This is a genomic window from Hallella bergensis DSM 17361, assembly GCF_000160535.1.
Taxonomy (GTDB): domain Bacteria; phylum Bacteroidota; class Bacteroidia; order Bacteroidales; family Bacteroidaceae; genus Prevotella; species Prevotella bergensis.
This window is the reverse complement of the sequence record NZ_GG704781.1, coordinates 1,087,166-1,108,685: the sequence shown is the minus strand read 5'-3', so window position 1 is coordinate 1,108,685 and position 21,520 is coordinate 1,087,166. Positions and strand designations below refer to the sequence as shown.

The 21,520-nt window shown below is 46.1% G+C and carries 16 protein-coding genes, 5 tRNA genes and 1 pseudogene; 15 read left to right on the top strand and 7 right to left on the bottom strand.

Annotation, left to right across the window (positions count from 1 at the left end; all coding sequences use genetic code 11):
• Positions 1 to 192 precede the first annotated feature (192 nt).
• The 6 genes from HMPREF0645_RS08435 to HMPREF0645_RS08410 are packed head-to-tail and all read right to left on the bottom strand — an operon-like array spanning position 193 to position 11,210.
• Positions 193 to 2,823 carry a S9 family peptidase gene (locus HMPREF0645_RS08435; RefSeq protein ID WP_007174542.1) on the bottom strand — a complete coding sequence of 877 codons (2,631 nt, stop codon included), beginning with the start codon at positions 2,821 to 2,823 and terminating at the stop codon, positions 193 to 195.
• Positions 2,820 to 4,148: a TlpA family protein disulfide reductase gene (locus HMPREF0645_RS13975; RefSeq protein WP_211205377.1), complete on the bottom strand. Its 1,329-nt coding sequence runs from the start codon at positions 4,146 to 4,148 to the stop codon at positions 2,820 to 2,822. The genes HMPREF0645_RS08435 and HMPREF0645_RS13975 overlap by 4 nt, the downstream gene beginning before the upstream one ends.
• Before the next feature lie 13 nt (positions 4,149 to 4,161).
• Positions 4,162 to 5,703, bottom strand: a complete 1,542-nt coding sequence (locus tag HMPREF0645_RS08425; protein ID WP_169305458.1) for a PKD-like family lipoprotein — start codon at positions 5,701 to 5,703, stop codon at positions 4,162 to 4,164.
• Positions 5,704 to 5,714: 11 nt separating this feature from the next.
• A complete protein-coding gene (locus HMPREF0645_RS08420) occupies positions 5,715 to 6,524 on the bottom strand; it encodes a DUF4843 domain-containing protein (protein WP_007174539.1) in 810 nt (269 codons plus the stop codon).
• A gap of 12 nt (positions 6,525 to 6,536) precedes the next feature.
• Positions 6,537 to 7,907, bottom strand: coding sequence for a RagB/SusD family nutrient uptake outer membrane protein (locus HMPREF0645_RS08415; RefSeq protein ID WP_007174538.1), 1,371 nt, complete (start codon positions 7,905 to 7,907; stop codon positions 6,537 to 6,539).
• Positions 7,908 to 7,922: 15 nt separating this feature from the next.
• Positions 7,923 to 11,210, bottom strand: a complete 3,288-nt coding sequence (locus tag HMPREF0645_RS08410; protein ID WP_007174537.1) for a SusC/RagA family TonB-linked outer membrane protein — start codon at positions 11,208 to 11,210, stop codon at positions 7,923 to 7,925.
• 197 nt (positions 11,211 to 11,407) lie between these two features.
• On the opposite strand from HMPREF0645_RS08410, the gene HMPREF0645_RS08405 reads away from it, so the two are divergent.
• Together HMPREF0645_RS08405 and HMPREF0645_RS12985 are read left to right on the top strand one after the other, a co-directional pair.
• Positions 11,408 to 11,935 carry a sigma-70 family RNA polymerase sigma factor gene (locus HMPREF0645_RS08405; RefSeq protein WP_007174535.1) on the top strand — a complete coding sequence of 176 codons (528 nt, stop codon included), beginning with the start codon at positions 11,408 to 11,410 and terminating at the stop codon, positions 11,933 to 11,935.
• Between the two features lie 16 nt (positions 11,936 to 11,951).
• Positions 11,952 to 13,058 carry a FecR family protein gene (locus HMPREF0645_RS12985; RefSeq protein ID WP_007174534.1) on the top strand — a complete coding sequence of 369 codons (1,107 nt, stop codon included), beginning with the start codon at positions 11,952 to 11,954 and terminating at the stop codon, positions 13,056 to 13,058.
• 155 nt (positions 13,059 to 13,213) lie between these two features.
• On the opposite strand, the gene HMPREF0645_RS08395 is transcribed toward HMPREF0645_RS12985, so the two are convergent.
• The gene (locus tag HMPREF0645_RS08395) at positions 13,214 to 14,206 is read right to left on the bottom strand and encodes a malate dehydrogenase (RefSeq protein WP_007174533.1); all 993 of its coding nucleotides are present in this window, start codon (positions 14,204 to 14,206) and stop codon (positions 13,214 to 13,216) included.
• A 171-nt stretch (positions 14,207 to 14,377) separates the two neighbouring features.
• Here HMPREF0645_RS08395 and HMPREF0645_RS08385 point away from each other — a divergent pair.
• The 13 genes and pseudogenes from HMPREF0645_RS08385 to rplK all read left to right on the top strand — a co-directional run bounded on the left by HMPREF0645_RS08385 (position 14,378) and on the right by rplK (position 21,519).
• Positions 14,378 to 16,185: pseudogene (locus HMPREF0645_RS08385) on the top strand (aminopeptidase P family protein).
• Between the two features lie 664 nt (positions 16,186 to 16,849).
• Positions 16,850 to 17,041, top strand: coding sequence for a 30S ribosomal protein S21 (gene rpsU / locus HMPREF0645_RS08380; RefSeq protein ID WP_007174529.1), 192 nt, complete (start codon positions 16,850 to 16,852; stop codon positions 17,039 to 17,041).
• Positions 17,042 to 17,128: 87 nt separating this feature from the next.
• The gene (locus tag HMPREF0645_RS08375) at positions 17,129 to 18,010 is read left to right on the top strand and encodes a tyrosine-type recombinase/integrase (RefSeq protein WP_044123388.1); all 882 of its coding nucleotides are present in this window, start codon (positions 17,129 to 17,131) and stop codon (positions 18,008 to 18,010) included.
• A gap of 25 nt (positions 18,011 to 18,035) precedes the next feature.
• Positions 18,036 to 18,338 (top strand): ribosome hibernation-promoting factor, HPF/YfiA family, encoded by a 303-nt coding sequence (hpf, locus tag HMPREF0645_RS08370; RefSeq protein WP_044123478.1) that lies wholly within the window; start codon positions 18,036 to 18,038, stop codon positions 18,336 to 18,338.
• 101 nt (positions 18,339 to 18,439) lie between these two features.
• A tRNA-Thr gene (locus HMPREF0645_RS08365) sits at positions 18,440 to 18,513 on the top strand.
• A gap of 64 nt (positions 18,514 to 18,577) precedes the next feature.
• A tRNA-Tyr gene (locus HMPREF0645_RS08360) sits at positions 18,578 to 18,660 on the top strand.
• 24 nt (positions 18,661 to 18,684) lie between these two features.
• Positions 18,685 to 18,757: transfer RNA gene (locus HMPREF0645_RS08355), tRNA-Gly, on the top strand.
• Between the two features lie 10 nt (positions 18,758 to 18,767).
• Positions 18,768 to 18,839: transfer RNA gene (locus HMPREF0645_RS08350), tRNA-Thr, on the top strand.
• A 78-nt stretch (positions 18,840 to 18,917) separates the two neighbouring features.
• Positions 18,918 to 20,123, top strand: coding sequence for an elongation factor Tu (gene tuf, locus HMPREF0645_RS08345; protein ID WP_007174526.1), 1,206 nt, complete (start codon positions 18,918 to 18,920; stop codon positions 20,121 to 20,123).
• Positions 20,124 to 20,184: 61 nt separating this feature from the next.
• Positions 20,185 to 20,257: transfer RNA gene (locus HMPREF0645_RS08340), tRNA-Trp, on the top strand.
• A 16-nt stretch (positions 20,258 to 20,273) separates the two neighbouring features.
• Entirely contained in the window at positions 20,274 to 20,465 is a 192-nt protein-coding gene (gene secE, locus HMPREF0645_RS14430; RefSeq protein WP_007174525.1) for a preprotein translocase subunit SecE, read from the top strand.
• Between the two features lie 12 nt (positions 20,466 to 20,477).
• Positions 20,478 to 21,026, top strand: coding sequence for a transcription termination/antitermination protein NusG (gene nusG / locus HMPREF0645_RS08330; protein WP_007174524.1), 549 nt, complete (start codon positions 20,478 to 20,480; stop codon positions 21,024 to 21,026).
• Between the two features lie 55 nt (positions 21,027 to 21,081).
• Positions 21,082 to 21,519, top strand: coding sequence for a 50S ribosomal protein L11 (gene rplK / locus HMPREF0645_RS08325; protein ID WP_007174523.1), 438 nt, complete (start codon positions 21,082 to 21,084; stop codon positions 21,517 to 21,519).
• Position 21,520: the final 1 nt, after the last annotated feature.

Genomic DNA, 21,520 nt, shown 5'->3' with positions numbered 1-21,520 from the left:
ACTCGAAAGTAGGGGGGACAACTACTTATTTTTGTGCGAAGAGAGTTTGATCATGCAAATAGTAGGAGATAAATCCCTTTTATGAATAACATTTATCTCCTACCCAATTTTAATGCGCGCAGTAAACGTCGCTTTTGTGTGATGTTATTTATAGGTATGCATGGATGTTGACAATCCTTAATCTCGTGGATATTATTTCACGGTCGTTTCTGTGACAGTGTTTTTGCTCTCCGCAGGAGCTTTCATTTCCATGTATGACTTACCTTGTGTAATCCATTTCGGAGGCGTTTGATGCTTAAGATAAGCGTTGAAGAACTGCATATAGCGTAATGCCTGGTCTTCTTCATTTTTGGGAATGCTTATGGTATGTCCCTCATCGGGGTATGCCAACATGATGCAGGGCTTTCCCAGACGTCGCATCGTTAGATATAATTCCAATCCTTGTGCCCAGTTCACGGCCTTGTCTTCCTTTCCAAAAGAAAGAAGCAGGGGAATCTTGATGTCGTTTGCGAAATAGAGTGGAGAGTTGTCTCTGTAGGCATCGGGAATAACCCACCAAGGGTGACGCAATCGCGCTTGTCCGGTCTCGAAAAGCTCCTGATTGGTTTTTCCATTCTCCCAGTAGATGCTGTTATACATACTTTGCATATTGACGAGCGGTGCCCCGGCGATGGATGCAGCAAACAAGGAGGTGCGCGCGGCAAAGAATACACTCTGGTAGGCACCCCAGCTGTGTCCCAGCACTCCCACACGAAGGCTGTCTATGTCAGCGTATGAACGATAGACGGCACGAAGCGCATGGCGAATACAGGTCACTGCCGATTCTCCGGGATGGTTGCGCACATAGCTGATGTCAGGCTGAAACACGAAATAGCCCTGCAATACATAGTTCATGGCGTTATAAGCCTCGCGTGGTGAGGGGTAAACGAAATGATTCAGCTCCTTAGACAGTCGCTCATAAAGATGCACCACCATCGGGTAGGATTTGCCTTCCTGATAGTCTGCCGGGAAAAACAGTGCTCCTTGCAGCAACTCGCCGTTGCTGCCTTTGTATTTCACGAGTCTGCTTTTGGAGAGGCGTGGAATGCTGTCGCTCTTATGAGTGGAGGCTAACAGTCGGCTTTCTTTTCCTTGTCCGTCCATATAATAAAGTGCCGGCGAGACATTGTTTTCTTCTCTGGAAAAGAGACAACGAGTCTGTGCCTTGTTCCATATCAGTCGTGAATAGCTATACTGTCCGCCCACCAACAGTTTGGGGTTGTCATTGGTGGCAAAACGATAAAAGCCGGTTTCGCCCGTGTCGTTCTTTCCGTAGAGAATCTGTTTTGAAGAAAGCTCGAACTTTCCCCGTCCTGCTTTTCGGAAGCGTATACCCCTTTCCCTTCCATTGGTGAGTCGCTTGTATTTCAACTCCGGCAGAGATACGCTCCAAATGTCGTATTCGTCATAGAAAAGGAACGTCTTGTCGTGATTGGTAAAACCGATAAAACCCCATGAGGGTTGTATTTCTACGCCACCGTCATAGGTGTTGTCGATAAGGGAATATTTCTCACCGGGAGAGACCTCAAACTGCTTTCCGGAACGGAAGTTTTTCAGCACCCATTTCCCACTATCAAAATAGAACACATACTTTCCCTCGTCAGAGAAGCGTGGAAAGAGTGCCGTTGCTTTTAGGAGAGTCTGGCTTTGCCCCGATCGGGTGTCTTTCAGAATAATATCCCTTATAGGTTCCCGAAACTGTGGACGGTATGGCTTGTCGTTGATACACAGGAGCCAGTCGCTATCGGCAGAAGCACCTATGACACTCGTAACGGTAGAGTCCTCCAAAATGCGCCATGAATTCTGCTCCAGTCTCCATATGCACAGTTTACTCTTTGATATATCTTCATAATACCGGTCTTGCTGGCGCGAAAACACCTGCTCGTCTTTCCAGTGCCATATTTCGACGCTGTTTTCGGCATCACCTCCCTGCTTGCGTTTGTTCGACAGGCCGAAAAACAAAGCCTTGCCCTGCTCATCCCATACGGGAGTATATCGAAGGCTTACTTCCATGCCTTGAGGAAGAGCAGTGCCTATGACCTCGCTCAAGCACTTGACGCTGCCCTTAAACGGCTGAAGCACAACGACATCCTTTTCCGGCTCAGACTTCACCAATATGATTCCATGAGCTGTCCATCTCATTTTGGCATACTTGCCTTGAGGTATTTTGGAGAAAAGGAAGTGGTTTGTTCTTAGATCGAGCACTTCCATCTGTGAGGACACTTCACTCTCCGGTGTGCTCATAAGATAAGCCAAATATCTGCCGTCGGGGCTGAAACAATAATCGTTCACACCGTTGAGGAGTTTGCTTGTCAGGGTCTCCAGATGATAGAGTGTGACATCAGAGGTGCGACCCTTGCTCGAAAGGAGTAGAAAAAACTTTGTGTTCTCTACAAATGAGAATCGCTCCACACCTGAGAATGTTTTCTTTATGCCGGAACGGAGATTTAAAAGGGTTATTTGGTAGGAGGCCTGCCCCTTGTCGGCACCGTCCGGCGTAGGCTCGGAAAATGCAATCCATTGGCCGTCTTTGGAAAATTCCGGCATGGAGGCAGATGCAAACTTGTAGTGACGGTTATTCTCCGTATGTTGCACAAAGAGCGAGTCGGTGTTGCTGTCGTACTGCATACGCCAGTAGGCCCATTGCCCATCGGAGGAAAGGTCAAAGCCCAGTAGCTTGTTCCAGTATTTGAAGGCTGCGAAATCTATTTTTGTCGAATCGGTAGCTGCATGGGCTCCCAGCACGATATACAAACTGACAATCAGCAGAAAAATTTGTCTCATCTTTTTTCCAGTAAACTTTCCAGTAATTTATCCAGCTCAGGGTTGGAGGGTCTGTCGGCGTTGGAACTCACCCAATTGCCTTGAGGGTCTATCAGCAGGAAACGGGGTATGGAGCCAACGTTCATCTCCTTGGGAAGCATATCCCAGTTTCCCGCCCAAAGCTGCAACCCTGTCAGCTTATTCTCCTTGAGATATTGTAACCATTTTGCTTTGTTCTTGTCGATGGAAATGCTGACAAACGAGATGTTATGCCCCTTGTATTTCTGTTCTGTCTTTTGCAGATGAGGAATCTCTGCCTTGCATGGTGCACACCATGTGGCCCATAAATCCACATAGACATAATTGCCGCGAAATTCGGAAAGGGCGTGCAGGTTACCATTGGCGTCGGAATACATGAGATTGGGAGCTTTCTCGCCTGCATCCATTTTGAAGATGGGGCGGGGCAGGTCGTTGCGCATCATCTGTCTTCCCTTCTCAGACAGCAAGGGAAGATATTTGAGTTCATAAGCGAGATATTTGTCATATCCCTCTGTAGGAACATTCCCAAGAATGTATGCTTCTGCTAATTCGGGAACGCGCAATTCTTTCAACTGCTCGTCCATCTCATAATTGCGTCCTCTGAAAATGTAAGTCTGTTTGTAACTGAAATATGCTTTCATCAAACTAAGACCATAGGGTTGATGGAGAAGTCGGACAGTTGATTCGGGAAATGTCTGCATGATATCTTTGTAATAGGCAGACGTTTGTTCTTCCGAATCATAAGTTTGCTGGTTTTTCTGTAGATACATGATAAAACGGTACAGCAAATCGGTTTGTATCAGATCGTTTGCCTCTGCTGCAAAGCTCTGATCCGTGATTTGTTGCAATAAGTGACCGGCCTGTGTCCTTACCGAATCGAATCGTGTGAAGAAGGCTCCATAGGGCTCGCCTTTCCTTTTTACCAGTAAGGTGTTCAGATTGTTCCACCGCTGCAGAAAATCATTTATGGTGTTGCCGGCATGAACAAAGGAAAATCCCTCTTCGGTCCAGTTTACAGTTATGGGTGTCGCTCCCGACAGTGCTACCCGGAAGTATCGATTGCCATCACTAAGGTAATAGAAATCCTTGTCGGTTGCAGGTTCGAGTATAAACCCGAAACTCTTTTCTTGTGAAACCGCAGTGGAGGCATATTCTACAGGTTGCCCGTTTTTGACGCTTACAAGGGAAATTCTCTCCGGATGTTCCGCACCCGATACCGTTCCCCTTACCTGAACATAGCTTTCTGCCGCAGCAGGATAGATGACTGAAGCTAAGAGCAATAAAGTTATCAATAAGTGTTTCATCATTAATCGTGTTTCTTTAGTAACATACATCTACATCCGATAAATACGGACTCATATAGAAAATCTGCTGTGGTTTTCCTTTCCCTTCATGGATTTCAGGGTTATCCTTTACCTTGTTTGCAAGCGTTTCGAAAAGATAAAGTTTGTATGACGTGCCATTGGAGGTTACCACACAGAGCCGATCGACGTATTCTTTCACGTTAGGATCCATATAGTCCTTGTAGTTGAAGACGACTTGTTTCATCATGACAATATGTTCACCTGCCGGAACTGCCGGTTGTCCGTTCTCACGCTTCACCTCATATTCTACCGTATTAGCAAGATCATAACAATAGAGTTTGTCATTCACCGCAAAGTACATCATTTCAAACTTTCTGTTCTGTGCAAAGCATGTAGCCTTGTTGAACAGTTGGTCTTTGGCAATGGTTTGTATTTTTGTAATTCGATTCTTCAGGAAGGATTCATCATAATATACAAGGTTATTGGAGTCCACATAGACGATGACAAACGTATGGTCTGTCTTGTTTTTCAAGACGGCATACATCTTGCCCCCTTCCCACATTCCTTGATCCAAGAAACCAAAGTATACGGGGCTGTAGTCGACAAAGTCGTTCTTGAATTTTGACTGTCCGTCGTCCTCCAGAAATACTATTTTATTCGGCGTGGTGTATGACGTGCAGAACTTGCCTGAGTTCAGATCGAACATCAGGGGCGACATTGTAGCATTCTTGGTGAATACCGAGCTGAGTTTATAGTTACCCTCTTTTGGGTATGCAAATTTGGACAGCCCTAATTCGCCATTGCGCTCGGTATAAGCATAGAGCAATCCGTCATTGACGAAGCCATTCTCCTCGGATCCGGAAAACCACAAAGTAGGCTTGCATGGTGGAACATCTTCAAAAAAGAGATCTTTGAAAGAAGCGAGCTGTTTCATGTCGGCAACCCTCACGACCTTCATCTCCTTGTCGGTCAGTACTATAAAACTCTTGTTTCCGTTTTCCAGTTTGCCGGTAGATTCGTCAACCCAAGTGTATTTGGCAAAACCGAGATGCTGTGGAAGTCCTGTTATTGGTTTTCCAAAAGATGTCGAGAAGATATTTTCGTGTTGTTTGTTCCCGGCAAACAGGTCAAGTTCAGTGCCTCCATCAAACTCCTTGAGCATGTACCATCCACGAGAGTAACCCGATTGAACTGTCAGACTGGAATAGACATACTTAGTCACTTTGGTGTTTTTGTTTTGATAAGCAAATATCAGCTGATAGGAAGACAGCGGCAAATTCATTTTATAGGAAAGATGCTTAGCTGTGGAAAGGGTGTCTATTTTCTTTTTCAGGTCTTTCTTGTCATAACACATCCACATATAGTCATATTCGTCTTTCGACGTGTTTTGGGACAACTGTGGCTTGATTTCAAGCGTTTCGGAGAGGTTGCAGACATAGATACTGTCTATCCCTGTAACATCTATCTTCTGCACGTCCAAATAGTCATAATTGCCCTTGTCTTCATAACAGGACGCAAGCCCCAGGAGCAATACAAAAAAATAAAATATCTTTTTCATGTTTATTATCATTATGGGAATACTACTATGTTGCCGTTCTCATCTTTGAGCGGAGGATTGTTCTTGGGATTTGCGTTGTATTCTTCGAGTGCTTTCTTGATTTTCTGTAAGTAGAAGTCTCGTAGCGGCTTGTCATTCGACTCCCTAATGTAGTAATTGATAAACTCATCATCCCATTTCCTGCCCGTGACATTGATCATGAACCGATGCTTCACCTCAGACCATTCGCCAAGATACAGATTGCAAAAATAGTTCTTGGTAGACCATCTGCTTGGTTTTTCCAACTTATCAGAAATAAGTATCTTTTTCAATTCGAATGTTGGCGATGCAACTCCGAAGTCTGCTGTGGGCAGTAGCTTGAGATGCAATTGGCGTGCATGTTTCTGCAAATCCTTGTCATCGCGTTTTACAAGTACCTTGAGCACCACCCTGTTTTCTTTTTCCGGAACAACCGCTTCGTTGTTGGTTGCATTCAAAATTTCGAAGTGTGTGCCCGGTTCGGCAGGATATTCCATATCGGTGTAGGTGGAATCGATAATTTTGTTCGCATCATCATCAGCATACTTATATTTCCATGCCTGACGCACCTGCTCTATCCGCACTTTTCTGGGATGGTCCACCACGTCTCCAACTGTCATTACGACAACTTTGACAGTGTCTGTGGTTTTTGCTTTTGAATAGTAAGCAAAAGAATACACATCTTCTGTGTTGTCGGTAAACCGCACCCAGTTTTCACCACTATATGATTTCAAGTCTGCCGTACAACCGCACAGCATCGTGAACAGCCAACTTGCCAAGACTGATGTCAGTAACTTTTTCATGTCCGTTCTCTTTTATTCTTTGTATTTAACTTCGGTTTTTGGTATGGGGAGTTCATACACACTCTTTGTTCCTTCGACATTAGACCACAAGATGTTTTTCTCGCCACGCCGTTTATATTGGAAAAAGAGCTGCCCTTCACCGTAGAACTCCTTGTTGTATTCCAGGTTCAGGAATTTCTCCTTGCTCTTCGGGGTGTCTGCGTTGATTTGCAAGGACACATTCCTCGCTTTCATCAGCTCATCTACCAAGGGCATGTATTCTGCGGCACTCTCACTGCATTCTATCATGATAAGATACATTTCATACAAACGAATAAGTGGAATTTGTTCAGCGGCATAATTCGGAGTATTATCGCTTTGCTTGTATTTCATAAGCACAAAGCGCGTCCGCGATGTTTCTGTCACTTGTTTCCAGAGCGTGTTCAGTCGAACATCTGTGATATCCGATTCGAACAGTTTTTTCCTGATATAACTTTCCGGCATGTAAACTCCTCCCGGCCGATAGATGAGCCGCTCTGTCATTTCCTTCAAGTCATAGACATGGAGCGAGAACAGATGTTCTTTGCTGGCTACGTAGTCGTTTTGCTGCGCAATATCGTCTTTCTGACAAAGGCTGCGCCATCCTCCCTTGATAACCTTCTCTGCATATTCCTTAGCTTTCGCCTTGTTTTGTATCCATAGATAAAAACGCGCCTTAAGAGCTTGTACAGCCCAGTAGTTCATTCTGTTGTGCCGATATGAGAAGAAAGGGTCCTTGTTTTTTTGCATATCAATATTCTTGAGCAACGCCTCTGCCTCATTCAGATCTTTTTCCAAAAGGGCTGTGTACTCATCCCAAGTCTGGATTGGCATCGGCTTTCTGGTCACCTCTGTAGCATAAGCCAGCATCTTTGTGTTGTCTTGAGTGCCCGGTATTGGGCCGAACAGCCGTAAGAGGTCGAATTGTAGAAAAGCGCGCAACCCCAGTGCCTCGCCCTTTATCAGGTCATGCTTGGCTCCACGCAGCACACCGTTATCCACATATCTGAGCAGATTATTGACGTTGGCTATTACATTATATAACCCAGCATATACTCCCTTGATAGAAGATTCCACCTGTACATTTTCATAATCATAGTCGCTATAATGGCCTTCCACGTCAGCACTATTTGCCACCCAATGTTGTGCCATGTACTCCAGCATGCCCATGGTTAGGTTTTCTCCGTAGAGTTGGCTGGATTTCATCCCGATATATGCGCCGGTCAGCGAACTTTCAAAGCCGGTCTCAGTGCTAAACAGTTCTCTTTCCTCCTCGTTGTTTGAGGGTTTCACGTCAAGCCACTTGTCGCAGGAGGTCAATGAGAACACACAAAGTGCAACGATACAATATATTAATTTATTCATAGTTGTTATACGACATTAAAATACTACGGAAAGAGAAAATGAATACCTGTGAGAGAACGGATAATAGAGTCCGCGCTCTTGCTTAATCGAAGATAGGCGGAAAAGATTGTCTGTACTGAATGCTACTGACACACTCTCTGTACCGAGTCTTGTTATCCATGACTTCGGCAAGGTATATCTTATTTGCAGGTTCTGACATTCCAAAACATTCTCACGCTGCACAAATCTGGAAGACATCTGTGTTGTCTGCCTGTCGCGTATGTCTTTGAAGAATGTGTGGTTTCCTGGTTTTCTCCAACGCTCTTCATATACCCTTCGGTCAACGTTGTAACGTGGATCTGCATTCTCTATGCGGTCCACGAGCGTAGAGTTGTAGATGTCGCCACCCAAACGATAGCCAAATGACATTGTCAGTGTCACGTCCTTGTAATTGAACATGGTGTTGATGTTGCCGCGCATCTTCGGGTCTTCCACTCCGCATGCCATTCTGTCGGCAGCATCCCACTTGTAGGTGGTATGCCCCATCCGGTTTCTGTAGAGTTCCCTTCCCGTACTGGGGTCAATACCATAAGAGGGCACTACATAAATCGTCCGTAGCGCTTCGCCCTCACGATAAAGGAAGTTGGGATTTGAGCCACCCTTCTTCTCCAATTCCTTGTTTGCTTCTTTTAACGCATCAGATATCTTTACAATCTTGTTCTGCTCGTGTATCATGCTGAGCGAAACACTCCAGTTCACATCTTTCGAACGGAGCAAGTAAGCCATAACAGATAGCTCCACACCTTTATTCCTCACCTTGCCCACATTGGCTGTATAGCTTGGGAATCCGTTTGCTAAAGGAATGTTCATTTCAGACAGAAGGTTGTCTGTGGTGTTGTGATAGAAGTCGGTGGTGAACATCAATCGGTTTTCCAGCAGCCCCAATTCAACTCCAATATTCCATTTGTAGGTGCGTTGCCATTCCAGTTCTTCATTGGCAAGCCCCATGAGGTGTGTGCCAAACCAGTACCGGTACCTGTCGTTCATGTAATAATCGTAGGTTGCCAGTGCTTGATAGGGGTTGAAGTTCACGGCACCCGTAACAGCGTATGAGCCGCGAATCTTTAGTCTGTCCAGCCATTCAAGACTGTGCATGAATTTTTCCTTATGTATATTCCAACCTGCTCCTAATGAATAGAACGGAGCAAACCGCTTGTTCTTGCCAAACTGCGAGGCGCCATCCAGACGGTAGGCCACGTCGGCAAAATACTTGTCGTCGTAAATATAATTCAGGTTCCCCGTCAGACCAATCCTCCTGTTGAGCATCTCTGTTCCTCCGGGTTTGCCTTTCTCTTCATACTGCAATGCCATGGAAAGCATCTTGTGATTAGGCTGGGGAAAACCCTCCATCACAAAGCTGTAGGCTTCTGAAGACTGTTCCGCTATGTTGTAGTTTAAACCGGCGAATATCGAGTGCTTTTCATTAAACTGATGCGAATAATTTAACGTCACACTGAGATCATAGCCCCAGTTGTTTCCCGTGCCATACTGATACTTTCCCTTTCTAAAAATCTGATCGTCTGTATAGTCTTTGAAATCCGTGTGCTGGGCGGGCTTGAAGAGGTCGTGGCGATTAATTTGCTTGGACACGCCAAACCTTGCTCTGGCGATAAAATCACGGAGCGGGCGCCATTCCATATTGAAGTTGTTGAAAACCACAAAGCTCTTTTGCTTGTTCACCACATCCAATGCTGCATTGTATAAGGGATTTTCAGGAGCCGGATTGAAGAATTGTTCATTCCTCGGCTCCAACTCTTGTACCAACTGGCCATTTTCATCGCGACCTGTCCAATAGGGGTTTAAGTTTACATAATCGCTGAACGAGCCATACGGCGATTCGTTTGAAACGGTATTGCTGATGTTCAGATTGTTGGTAAACATCAGGTTCTTATGCTCATACATCAGGTCAATGCCTCCTGTGAAGTTTTGTCGCTTGGAACCTTTCATCACACCTCTGACATCGTTGCTTTGCAAAGACACTGCATATCGGAATCCGTCCTCGCTTCCCCCTTCGAGCCTGACATTGTGACGACTTCCCACACCGGTATGCAACGGTTTGGATAGCCAATAGGTGTCAACGCCACGTTCCACATTTTCCAACACCTTATTATATCGTTCTCGCAGTGCCATCTCAGCATTGGAAAAGATGTTGTTATAGAGACCGGCATCTTTTTCCAACTGCAGCTTTTCACGTGCATTGAGCACGTCATATCCTGTTAGGTCGGGTGCCTCAATGTTGAGACCGCCGCGATAAGATAAACGCAGCTTGCCCACTTCGGGTCTTCTTGATTCTATCACGACCACCCCGTTTGCACCCCTTGAACCATAAATGGCTGTGGCCGAGCCATCTTTGAGAATGGTCACAGAATTGACATCCTCATCGTTCAGGTCGCGCATCCGCGACAGCGAGATTTCCACACCGTCCAAGATGATCAGCGGCGTGTTCAAGTCCACGCGCGATTCATTTTTCAGATCTTCCACTGTGGGCAAACTTGACGTACCCCTTATTTGTACTGTCGCCAGGTGGTTGGGGTCGCCTCCGAAATTATTGTTCTCCAACACATTGAACGTCGGGTCGATATTCTTGAGGGTCGAGATGATATCCCTGCCTTTGAAATCTTTCAACTGTTTTTGGTCGATTACCGAAACGGCACCTGTAAAACTTTCCCTATTTTTGCGGAATATACCGGTAACGACCACATTGTCGAGCGCTTTGCTTGTTGGCGTCAGGTATATGTCTCCGCCGGCAGATGCACTTACAATTTCCGGTTTCATGCCCAGATAGGTTATCCTTAGCCGTACTCCTTCCGGCGACTGTTCCAGCTGAAAATGCCCATTAACATCGGTAATGGTACCCAGTTTTGTCCCCACGATCATCACGGTAGCCCCCACAACCGGCTCGCCGTCATCTCTGGCAATAACCCGTCCGCTGATAGACTTCTGCGCCTGCTTGTTTTGCGAAGTTTTTTTCAGGAAAATATTGACCATCTTGCCTTCCACCGTGTAGGTCAGTGGCGTGTTCTTCAGGATGTAATCCATGACCTGTTTGAAGGAAGCATCGCGGAGCTTTCCTTCCACTTTGTAGCCCGACACGTCGTCGTAGGCAAAGAGGAACATGTAAGAGGTCTGCTTTTCAAGTCGTTTGAAAACAGAAGACAGCTCCTCATTCTTAAAAGTAATTGTTAGCGGCTCACTTGACGCGGCGTAAGCCATTTGCGTCAAAACACCCAATAACACAACAAAAACCAAGCGATATATTTTCATAAAATACCACAGTTAAATTATGATTAGAAATTACAACATATGTCATATATTACTATTAATACACATTTGTTAAGAAAAAGTTACGGAAAGATAAGAAAAACTTTGTTTTTCATGCATATTATCCCAAAACGTAGGTTTTATGGCGTTGCGTTGCCTTTTTTTCCCTATCTTTGTGAGCGAATCATACACGATGAATCATGGACAAACCGTCAGAGTTCGAACATATTTTCAAGGCATACTATACACAGTTGTTTTGTTTTGCGAGGCAAATGATAAATGATGAGGAAGAATGTCACGATATTGTGAGCGAGGCATACGAGAATATGTGGCGCAACAGGGAGAATATCCATATGGAAACGGCAAGGGCTTATCTTTATGCCTGCGTGAGAAACAAATGCATTAACAATTTAAGACGTAGCCTGATTCGTCGGCAATATATCGAATACTATATTAAGGTGACCGAGCCTTATGCCAACAATGAAGAACTGGCAGAAATGATAGAGAAAGAAAGAATCATACGCGAGGTAATCGAGGAGATGCAACCGCTCGTCAGGGATATTGTAAAGGCGTGCCTCATCGATGGAAAGAAATACAGAGAGGTGGCAGACGACATGGGAATAAGCCTGAGTTTGGTCAAGAAACACATGGTTAAGGCGATGGCGATTATCAAGGAAAGTGTACTAAAAAAGTTTAAAACCGGAACTTTCATTCTGACACAATTGTAGTATTATACAGATTGGTATGACAGAAAAACGTAAAAAAGTCTCCAAGGAGGAGTGTACAGAAAGGGCATTACAAATAGCCGACAGCATTGCAAACATCAACGATAGGGATTTGGATGAAATCACATCAGACCCCGATTTGCTTGCTGCCTGCCAGGATGTCTTTGCTACTAAGAAAGTGATTAACGAACAGGAATGTCACATCAATGAGGAAGAACAGTATCGTAAATTCCTCAAAAGATTTAACCCTCAAACAAGCAAGGATTATACCCAAAGTCTCAAATGGATTGCTGTGGCCGCGATGATAGCATGCGTCTTGCTTTTGACATACCAAAGAAAATCCACACCCCCAAAAGCGGACCGCACAGAATTAACCTACAAGGGCGATGATGTCAAGAAACCCATCACGATGTCGGGAGTGAAAAGTAAGTATTACGAGAAATATGTGTCAAACCCTCAGCGGGTGCTCGATGTGACAGAGATGGCTGATATGGCCACCGATGTTATTACAGTCACCATACCCAAGGGAGAAACCTATTCGTTTATTCTCGCAGATGGGTCAAAAGTTTACCTACATCCTGACAGCAAACTCATCTTCCCAACTAAATTCACCGGAAAGGAACGCATTGTGGGGCTTGAGGGAGAGGCTTACTTTGAAGTGGCTCGTGACACAAACCACCCGTTTAAAATAAAAACCCCCGATGTTACCACAACGGTGCTGGGCACACAGTTCAACGTGAGTGCACACAACGACAAGACGGTTGTTACTTTGGTGGAAGGAAGTGTGGAAGTGAGTGCGAAGAAAACGGATGTGAGAATCAAGCCGGGGGAACAGATCGAAATGTCGAACAAGGGCGCTGCTACAATAGCTCAGGTCGACACCGATGTATATACCTATTGGCGTGACGGATACTTCTATTTCGACAATCTTGTTTTGGAAGAAATTCTGACTACATTGGGACAACATTACAACATGTCCGTCAGTTTTCAAAATGCTGAAATGAAAGATTACAGGATTCATTTCATTGCGGAGCGGAAGCTCGATATAGATGAAATCATAGCACAGCTTAACAAGATTACGCGTATCAGCGTAAGCAGAAAAGGTAACATGCTGGTTGTGGAATAACTGTTGACTTTCCACTATCGGTGCAGGATTCTGAATCTTTATCGTCAGGCAAGAAAAGCAAAACGAGGGGGTGTCATCATAGACACCCCCTCGTTTTATAAGGATTGTTTATTTGATCAAGGACGGCGTGGTCAATTGCCGCCGCCCCTTAATCTTTAAAGGTTGGCATTGTCTTTCTTCCAATCTGCTACGGCAGGTACAATGTCAAGGCTGACAATCTCGTCACGCATCTTGCAGAGATGCTCGTAGGAAGCCTTCAGCGAAGCCATTTCTTCGTCTGTGCCCTTTGGCTCGGTGTAGTGAACGCCAGTGGTGTCGATCGTTGTCGGCATGGCCATCATCACGTTCTTGAAGCCCAGTTTTTCATCGTTTACATAGCAACCTGCGGGCAGGGTGAACTTCTCACCACCCATAGCAGCTTCGATCATCTTCACAGCATTGTAGGCAGGGCTCTGGAAAGAGCTGCGGCCACGTAGCTTGATGATGTTTGAGCCACCCTGAACGGTGTGGTGCTTAATTTCTGCCCAGCGCTCGTCGGAGAGTCCCATTTCTGACAGCGGCTTGCCGTCTACCTTAACCTGCGATGCGAAAACAGCCATCTGTTCGCCGTGACCACCATAGGTGTGTGCACCGGTCACCTTGTCCTGCTGTACGCCGAACTCCAAAGCGAGAGCCTGCTGCAAACGGGTAGAGTCGAGGGCAGCCAGCGAGGTGAGCTGGTTGGGTTTCAGACCGGAGTGAATCAGAGCGGTCAGAGCGGTAACGTCGGCCGGGTTGAAGATAACAACCACAAACTTCACATCGGGGCAATACTTCTTGATGTTTTCACCAAACTCAGCGGCAATCTTGCAGTTGCCCTTGAGCAGATCCTCACGGGTCATGCCTTCCTTACGGGGAGCACCGCCTGAAGAGATGATGTATTTGGCACCGGTGAAAGCCTCTTTGGGGTCTACGGTGTAAGTGATGTTTGCACCGGGGAATGCACACTGCTGCATTTCGTCGTACACGCCGTGTACGCCCGGCTCGTAGATATCATACAAGCAGATGTTAGGAGTGAGCTTGAGCATCAATGCGCTCTGCACCATGTTAGAGCCGATCATACCGCCGGCACCGACGATAACAAGTTTTTCGTTTGTTAAAAAGTTCATAACTATAATGATTTAATATGTTAAAATGTCAAAGGGTTTGGTGTGTCTTTTCAGGGAATCACGTGTATGCTATCCCAGCTGACCGAATGCAAAGTTAGCAAAAAATAAAGGCAAACAGGCATTTATTTGCTTTTTAATTTGTTGTTTATTCTTAAAAAAGCTATCTTTGTCATGTCTGTTTTACAAATTGATAGTGCTGTGAAAATTCAAGAACGATTATCCGAATTAAGAGAGGTGATGCGGCGCGAGAAGCTCGATGCCTTTATCTTCCCGAGTACCGATCCCCATAACAGTGAATATGTGCCCGAACGATGGAAAGGACGCCAATGGATCAGCGGCTTTTCCGGTTCGGCAGGCACTGCTGTTGTAACGCTGAATTCAGCGGCGCTGTGGACGGATAGTCGCTATTTCCTGTCGGCAGCCGAGCAGCTGGCTGGTACGGAGTTTCAGCTGATGAAGCTTAAGATGCCAGGCACACCCACCATCACGCAATGGATAGGGGAGGAGTTGCGGAAGTTGACGGTACGGCAGTGGGCGTGGACGGTATGGTGACTGCCGTGGGCGACACGGAGATGCTCATAGCTGCCCTACGGCGCGAGGGAGGCATCACTGTGCGTACCAACTTTGATATTCTCGACACAATATGGACAGATCGCCCGGCCATTCCTGACAACAAGGTAACGATACATCCCATGATATATGCGGGCGAGACAGCTCAAAGTAAATTGACACGCATCAGACAGGCTTTGCGCCAGGTACATGCTGATGGCATGTTGGTGTCGGCATTGGACGACGTGGCCTGGACGCTCAATTTGCGTGGCACTGACGTGCGGTGCAATCCTGTGTTTGTGGCCTATCTTCTCATTGACAGTCAGCATGCCACGCTATATTGCAATCAGGAGAAACTCTCAGTTGATGTGACGGCGTACCTTGAGGAACAAGGAGTGACAACGGCAGAATATGCCGAGGTTGGAAAAGGACTGAAAGACTATTTCGAATACAACATTCTCTTGGACCCCAAGGAAACAAGCTATACCCTGGCTAAGCTGTCTGGCGCCAAGGAGATAGTGAGGCAAACGTCGCCCATTCCGGCCATGAAAGCGGTGAAAAACCAAACGGAGATAGACGGCTTTCGCAACGCTATGATTAAAGATGGCATTGCCATAGTAAAATTTCTGCATTGGCTTAGACCTGCCGTCGAAGCCGGTGGACAGACCGAGATGTCTATAGACCGAAAACTCACTGCACTGCGCGCCGAGCAACCTTTGTTTCGCGACATCAGCTTCGACACCATAGCTGGTTACGGCCCGCATGGAGCCATCGTGCACTATGAGGCCACGCCCGATACTGACGTGCCACTGCAGCCACGGGGCTTCCTGCTCCTGGATAGCGGCGCGCAATATCAGGACGGTACGACTGACATTACGCGAACCATTGCCCTTGGCGAGCTGACTGAGGAGGAGAGGCGTGTGTACACTTTGGTGCTGAAGGGGCATATACAACTGGAACTCTGCAAGTTTCCACAGGGAGCGAGCGGCACGCAACTCGACGCGCTGGCTCGCCAGGCCATGTGGCGCGAGGGCATGAACTATATGCATGGCACAGGACATGGTGTGGGCTCCTATCTTAACGTGCACGAAGGACCCCATCAGATTCGGATGGAATATGTGCCAGCGCCATTGGTAGCCGGTATGACGGTGACCGACGAGCCGGGTCTTTATCTTCCCGACCGCTTCGGCGTGCGCATAGAAAATACACTACTCATCACTCCATATCAGGAAACCGAGTTCGGAAAGTTCCTGCAATTCGAATCGCTTACGCTCTGTCCCATAGACACTGCGCCCATCATCCGCGACGAAATGCTGCAGGAGGAAATTGATTGGCTCAATGCGTATCACCAAAAGGTATATGCAGCACTCGCTTCCCATCTCGACGAGGATGAGAAAGAATGGTTAAGAGAGCATACGAAAGCCATTTGATCGTTTTTTAACCATTTTATGTTTACCTTGTAACTATACAGCAGTTGCCAAAACCTTGTTGCATGCGGTTGGGGTACTAAGCTTTTGCTCCGCTCGCCTAAGACGAAGCGGGGCGTAGAAAACATGTAAAAGAGAATGACTATTTTCGCGACTGTGGTTTTCGTGTCTTTTAGAGAAAAATGCGCCATGTTTCGGTCATCGTTTTCGGTCCAAATGACTTAAAAATTCAATCGACGATGCCGTTGCAATCCAATCGTCCTGCGGTTTGGCCTTAGTGGACAGGCGAAAGCGCCCCAATCATGTGGCGGTTGAGACTTAGTTGCACTGCCGTTAGATATGCAAGCGCAGACGGTTGAATTTGCCTCACGACAATGGTTGTTTGCAATAGGCTGATAAACAAAGGATTGCAAATTTTCGTATATTTCTCAAATTCCGGGAGAGAACAACTTTGTTTTAAAATAAGCCAAGCATGCGGGCGGCTTTGTCAAGAAAAATTGCATTTTTCATAGACCAAGTGACATGATGAAAGCTCCTTGTAAGTTTTTTTTGGCTAATTGTTTGGCCATTAGAAAAATAAGCTGTAATTTTGCACCCGCATTTCGTGGCACTATGCCCAATTTTTGCTATGTTACATATTATAATAATAAAATAAAAACCAGACAAAATGATTATTGTACCCGTTAAAGATGGTGAGAACATCGAAAGAGCTCTCAAGAGGTTCAAGAGAAAGTTTGAAAGAACAGGCGTGCTGAAGGAGCTTCGCACTCGTCAGCAGTTTGATAAGCCGTCTGTTTTGAAGCGTCTCAAGATGCAGCGTGCGACTTATATACAGAAATTGCGCGACGCAGAAGAGTAAAAATTCTTCGTTTTTTTGGTAGTTTAAATTAATTTCTGTATATTCGTTGCCGAATACATTGTGGAATTGATATAGAAGCAACGTCAGGTGATGATCGAGAAGTTTTTAAACTATCTACAATTCGAACTATGTCGCTCCCCATTAACTGTAGAGAGCTATCGGCGGGATCTCCAGGCTTTTGAGGTCTTCTTCAGGAATCTGAACGGCCAGCTCTCATGGGAGTCGGTAGACTCCGACGTGATTCGCGACTGGATGGAGGGTATGATGGATAGAGGAAACAATGCAGCAAGTGTTAATAGAAGACTTTCCGCGTTGCGTTCCCTATACCGTTTTGCCCTCTCTCATCAGTTGGTTGCACGTGACCCTGCTCGTTGTATAGATGGCCCCAAGAAACAGAAGCCGCTGCCCCAGTTCTTGAAAGAGAATGAGATGGACAGGCTGCTTGATGACATGGAATGGGGCAGTGGATACAAGGATGTTCGAGCGAAAACCATCATAACGACGTTTTACGAAACGGGCATACGACTGTCGGAACTCGTGGGGCTCGATGATGAATCCGCGGATTTTCACAATCACCAACTCAAAGTCACGGGTAAGGGCAACAAACAACGCATCATTCCGTTTGGCGATGAGCTTGAGAAGACGTTGAGATGGTTTGTTGAGACGAGAAATCGGGAGGTGGAACGAACTGGCAATGCCTTGTTTGTGACTGAGGAGGGAGTGCGGATGACAAGCCAACAGGTGCGTCAGGAGGTAAAGGCCCGTCTCGCACAAGTTTGCACCTTGAAAAAGTTGACCCCTCATGTGCTCCGTCATACGTTTGCCACGACCATGCTGAACCACGGTGCCGGACTGGAAAGTGTGAAGCGATTGTTGGGGCATGAAAGTGTTTCTACGACAGAAATCTATACTCATACCACATTTGAACAATTAAAACAAGCATACAAAGATGCCCATCCGCGGGCATGAGTATAACCTAAAAATGGAGGTAACCATGGAAGTAATGATTCAGTCGAGACATTTCGACACTACTGAGAAGCTACAGGCGTTCATTGAAAAGAAAGTCGCCAAGTTAGAAAAATCTTTTGAGGATATCAAGAAGGTTGACGTGATGCTCAAGGTTGTAAAACCAGCAACAGCATTGAATAAGGAAACCAGCATGACGGTGACAGTTCCGGGCGGGGGGCCTTTGTATGTGGAAAAGACCTGCGACACCTTTGAGGAGGGTGTAGATCAATGTGTCGACGCCCTGAGGGTGAAGCTTGAAAAATTCAAGGAAAAAATGAGAAATCATTGAAAAATCCTCCGAAAAGTTTTGGGGATTAAAAAATAAACGTTATCTTTGCAGCCGTTTTACAACGAATCCTATATCGGCGTCTTGTGGCGGCTGTGGGGAATGCCTCTTTAGCTCAGTTGGCCAGAGCACGTGATTTGTAATCTCGGGGTCGTTGGTTCGAATCCGACAAGAGGCTCTTCTGAAAAGAAGATTAAGGATTTTCATGCCAGCTCGAATAAAGAGGGGTTGAATAGTAATTAGGGTGGTTACCAGAGTGGCCAAATGGGGCAGACTGTAAATCTGCTGGCTCTTGCCTACGGTGGTTCGAATCCATCACCACCCACACTTTCAGTCGATGACTGTTTTTGCGGAAATAGCTCAGTTGATAGAGCACTAGCCTTCCAAGCTGGGGGTCGCGGGTTTGAGCCCCGTTTTCCGCTCAAAAGGTTTGCTGTAATAGCTCAGTGGTAGAGCACTTCCTTGGTAAGGAAGAGGTCCTGAGTTCAACTCTCAGTTACAGCTCATCCTTGGATTGAATAGAATGGAAGAAGGTTACTGTTCAAATTAAAATTTAATTTATTATAATAAAAAAGTAAAGCTATGGCTAAAGAAACGTACGTGCGCACCAAACCGCATGTTAACATTGGTACAATTGGTCACGTTGACCACGGTAAGACCACTTTGACGGCTGCTATCTCCAAGACTCTTCACGAGAAGGGTTTCGGTAGCGAGGAAGCAAGGTCTTTCGATCAGATTGACAATGCTCCTGAGGAGAAAGAGCGTGGTATCACCATCAACTCTTCACACATTGAGTATGAAACTGCAAACCGTCACTATGCACACGTTGACTGTCCGGGTCACGCCGACTATGTGAAGAACATGGTTACTGGTGCTGCTCAGATGGACGGTGCTATCCTCGTTTGTGCTGCAACCGACGGTCCTATGCCTCAGACTCGTGAGCACGTATTGCTCGCCCGTCAGGTAAACGTTCCCCGCTTGGTGGTTTTCCTGAACAAGTGCGACGACCCTGAAGTTGACGAAGAGATGCTTGAGCTCGTTACAATGGACGTTCAGGATCTGCTGACTTCTTACGGCTATGAGGAGGATACTCCTATCATCCGCGGTTCTGCTCTTGGCGCATTGAACGGTGTTGAGAAATGGCAGGATTCTGTTATGGAGCTGATGGATGCTGTTGATACATGGATCCAGGAGCCCGAGCGTGAGGTAGACAAGCCTTTCTTGATGCCTGTTGAGGACGTGTTCTCTATTACTGGTCGTGGTACAGTAGCCACTGGTCGTATTGAGACTGGTCGTTGCAAGATCGGTGATGAGGTTCAGCTGCTTGGTCTTGGTGAGGATAAGAAGTCTACCATTACCGGTGTTGAGATGTTCCGCAAGATTCTTGAGGAAGGTGAAGCTGGTGACAACGTAGGTTTGCTGCTCCGTGGTATTGAGAAGTCAGAGATTAAGCGTGGTATGGTTGTTGTGCACCCCGGTGCCATCACTCCTCACGATCACTTCAAGGCTTCTGTATACGTGCTGAAGAAGGAAGAAGGCGGTCGTCACACTCCATTCGGCAACAAGTATCGTCCTCAGTTCTATCTTCGCACGATGGACTGCACCGGTGAGATTACTCTCCCTGAAGGTGTAGACATGGTGATGCCTGGTGACAACGTTGAAATCGAGGTAACTCTGATTTATCGTGTTGCTTTGAACGAGGGTCTTCGTTTCGCTATCCGCGAGGGTGGTCGTACGGTAGGTTCCGGTCAGATCACTGCTATCCTTCCTGATGTTAAGGAGGCATAATTAGGCAAAAGCTTAAAATAAATATTAAGTCTCCGCAACTGCGGTTACGGAGACTTTACTTACGGGTTTAGCTCAGTTGGTAGAGCACTGGTCTCCAAAACCAGGTGTCGAGAGTTCGAGTCTTTCAACCCGTGCAAAACAGAAGATAATATGTTTCATAAGATTGTAAATTATTGCAAGGCTTGTTACGATGAACTTGCGCATAAAACGACTTGGCCCACACGTGCCGAACTTACACACAGTGCAGTGATTGTATTATCTGCTTCCCTTGTCATTGCATTGGTGGTGTTCGCCATGGACTTTGTGTTCAAGAACCTTATGGGCGTAATTTATCCGGGTTAATCATTCAAGAAGATGGCAGTAACAGGAAAGAATTGGTATGTGCTACGTGTTGTCAGCGGAAAAGAAGCTAAGGTAAAAGAATATATCGAGGCTGAAATGAAGCATAGCACGCAGCTTGCTGATCATGTTTCTCAGGTATTGATTCCGATGGAGAAGCATGTTGCTATCCGTAATGGCAAAAGGGTTGAAAAAGATAAGACCTCTATGCCGGGATACATCTTCGTGGAAGCCGAGCTGAACGGTGATGTGGCTGCAGCACTGCGCTTCATGCCTAACTGCTTGGGTTTCATTGGTGGCTTGGATAACCCCAGTCCGGTTCCGCAATCACAAATCAACCGCATGCTTGGTGCTGCAGAAGAGAGCGACATGGATAATGAAGTATCAATACCATACGTTCTTGATGAGACAGTAAAAGTTGTGGATGGTCCGTTCTCAGGCTTTGAGGGGATTATCGAAGAGGTAAATACCGAGAAGCGTAAACTGAAGGTAATGGTCAAGATTTTCGGACGTAAGACTCCGTTGGAACTAAGTTTTATGCAAGTTGAGAAGGTCACGGAATAGTTGTTACGGACTACAAGTGACTTTATATATTTCATTATTTTAATAAGAAAAAGAAATGGCTAAAGAAGTTGCTGGATTAATCAAATTACAGATTAAAGGTGGCGCTGCAAATCCTTCCCCTCCCGTAGGACCTGCTTTGGGTTCGAAGGGTATCAATATCATGGGATTCTGTAAGGAGTTCAACGCCCGTACCCAGGATAAGGCTGGTAAGATTTTGCCAGTTGTTATCACATACTATAAAGACAAGTCATTCAGTTTCGTTATCAAGACTCCCCCTGCAGCAGTACAGTTGAAGGAGGCCGCCAAGGTAAAGACTGCATCAAGTCAGCCTAACCGAAGCAAAGTGGGCAGCGTGACCTGGGATCAGGTAAGGGCGATTGCCGAAGACAAGATGTCTGACTTAAATTGCTTCACGGTTGAGAGTGCTATGAAACTCGTTGCTGGCACTGCACGTAGTATGGGTATCACTGTTAAGGGAGACTTCCCTGGATAAT

Excerpts from the sequence above, each read along its gene's own strand:
- HMPREF0645_RS08435 (WP_007174542.1), bottom strand. The coding sequence starts at position 2,823 with ATGAGACAAATTTTTCTGCTGATTGTCAGTTTGTATATCGTGCTGGGA.
- HMPREF0645_RS13975 (WP_211205377.1), bottom strand. The coding sequence starts at position 4,148 with ATGATGAAACACTTATTGATAACTTTATTGCTCTTAGCTTCAGTCATC.
- HMPREF0645_RS08425 (WP_169305458.1), bottom strand. The coding sequence starts at position 5,703 with ATGAAAAAGATATTTTATTTTTTTGTATTGCTCCTGGGGCTTGCGTCC.
- HMPREF0645_RS08420 (WP_007174539.1), bottom strand. The coding sequence starts at position 6,524 with ATGAAAAAGTTACTGACATCAGTCTTGGCAAGTTGGCTGTTCACGATG.
- HMPREF0645_RS08415 (WP_007174538.1), bottom strand. The coding sequence starts at position 7,907 with ATGAATAAATTAATATATTGTATCGTTGCACTTTGTGTGTTCTCATTG.
- HMPREF0645_RS08410 (WP_007174537.1), bottom strand. The coding sequence starts at position 11,210 with ATGAAAATATATCGCTTGGTTTTTGTTGTGTTATTGGGTGTTTTGACG.
- HMPREF0645_RS08405 (WP_007174535.1), top strand. The coding sequence starts at position 11,408 with ATGGACAAACCGTCAGAGTTCGAACATATTTTCAAGGCATACTATACA.
- HMPREF0645_RS12985 (WP_007174534.1), top strand. The coding sequence starts at position 11,952 with ATGACAGAAAAACGTAAAAAAGTCTCCAAGGAGGAGTGTACAGAAAGG.
- HMPREF0645_RS08395 (WP_007174533.1), bottom strand. The coding sequence starts at position 14,206 with ATGAACTTTTTAACAAACGAAAAACTTGTTATCGTCGGTGCCGGCGGT.
- rpsU (WP_007174529.1), top strand. The coding sequence starts at position 16,850 with ATGATTATTGTACCCGTTAAAGATGGTGAGAACATCGAAAGAGCTCTC.
- hpf (WP_044123478.1), top strand. The coding sequence starts at position 18,036 with ATGGAAGTAATGATTCAGTCGAGACATTTCGACACTACTGAGAAGCTA.
- tuf (WP_007174526.1), top strand. The coding sequence starts at position 18,918 with ATGGCTAAAGAAACGTACGTGCGCACCAAACCGCATGTTAACATTGGT.
- secE (WP_007174525.1), top strand. The coding sequence starts at position 20,274 with ATGTTTCATAAGATTGTAAATTATTGCAAGGCTTGTTACGATGAACTT.
- nusG (WP_007174524.1), top strand. The coding sequence starts at position 20,478 with ATGGCAGTAACAGGAAAGAATTGGTATGTGCTACGTGTTGTCAGCGGA.
- rplK (WP_007174523.1), top strand. The coding sequence starts at position 21,082 with ATGGCTAAAGAAGTTGCTGGATTAATCAAATTACAGATTAAAGGTGGC.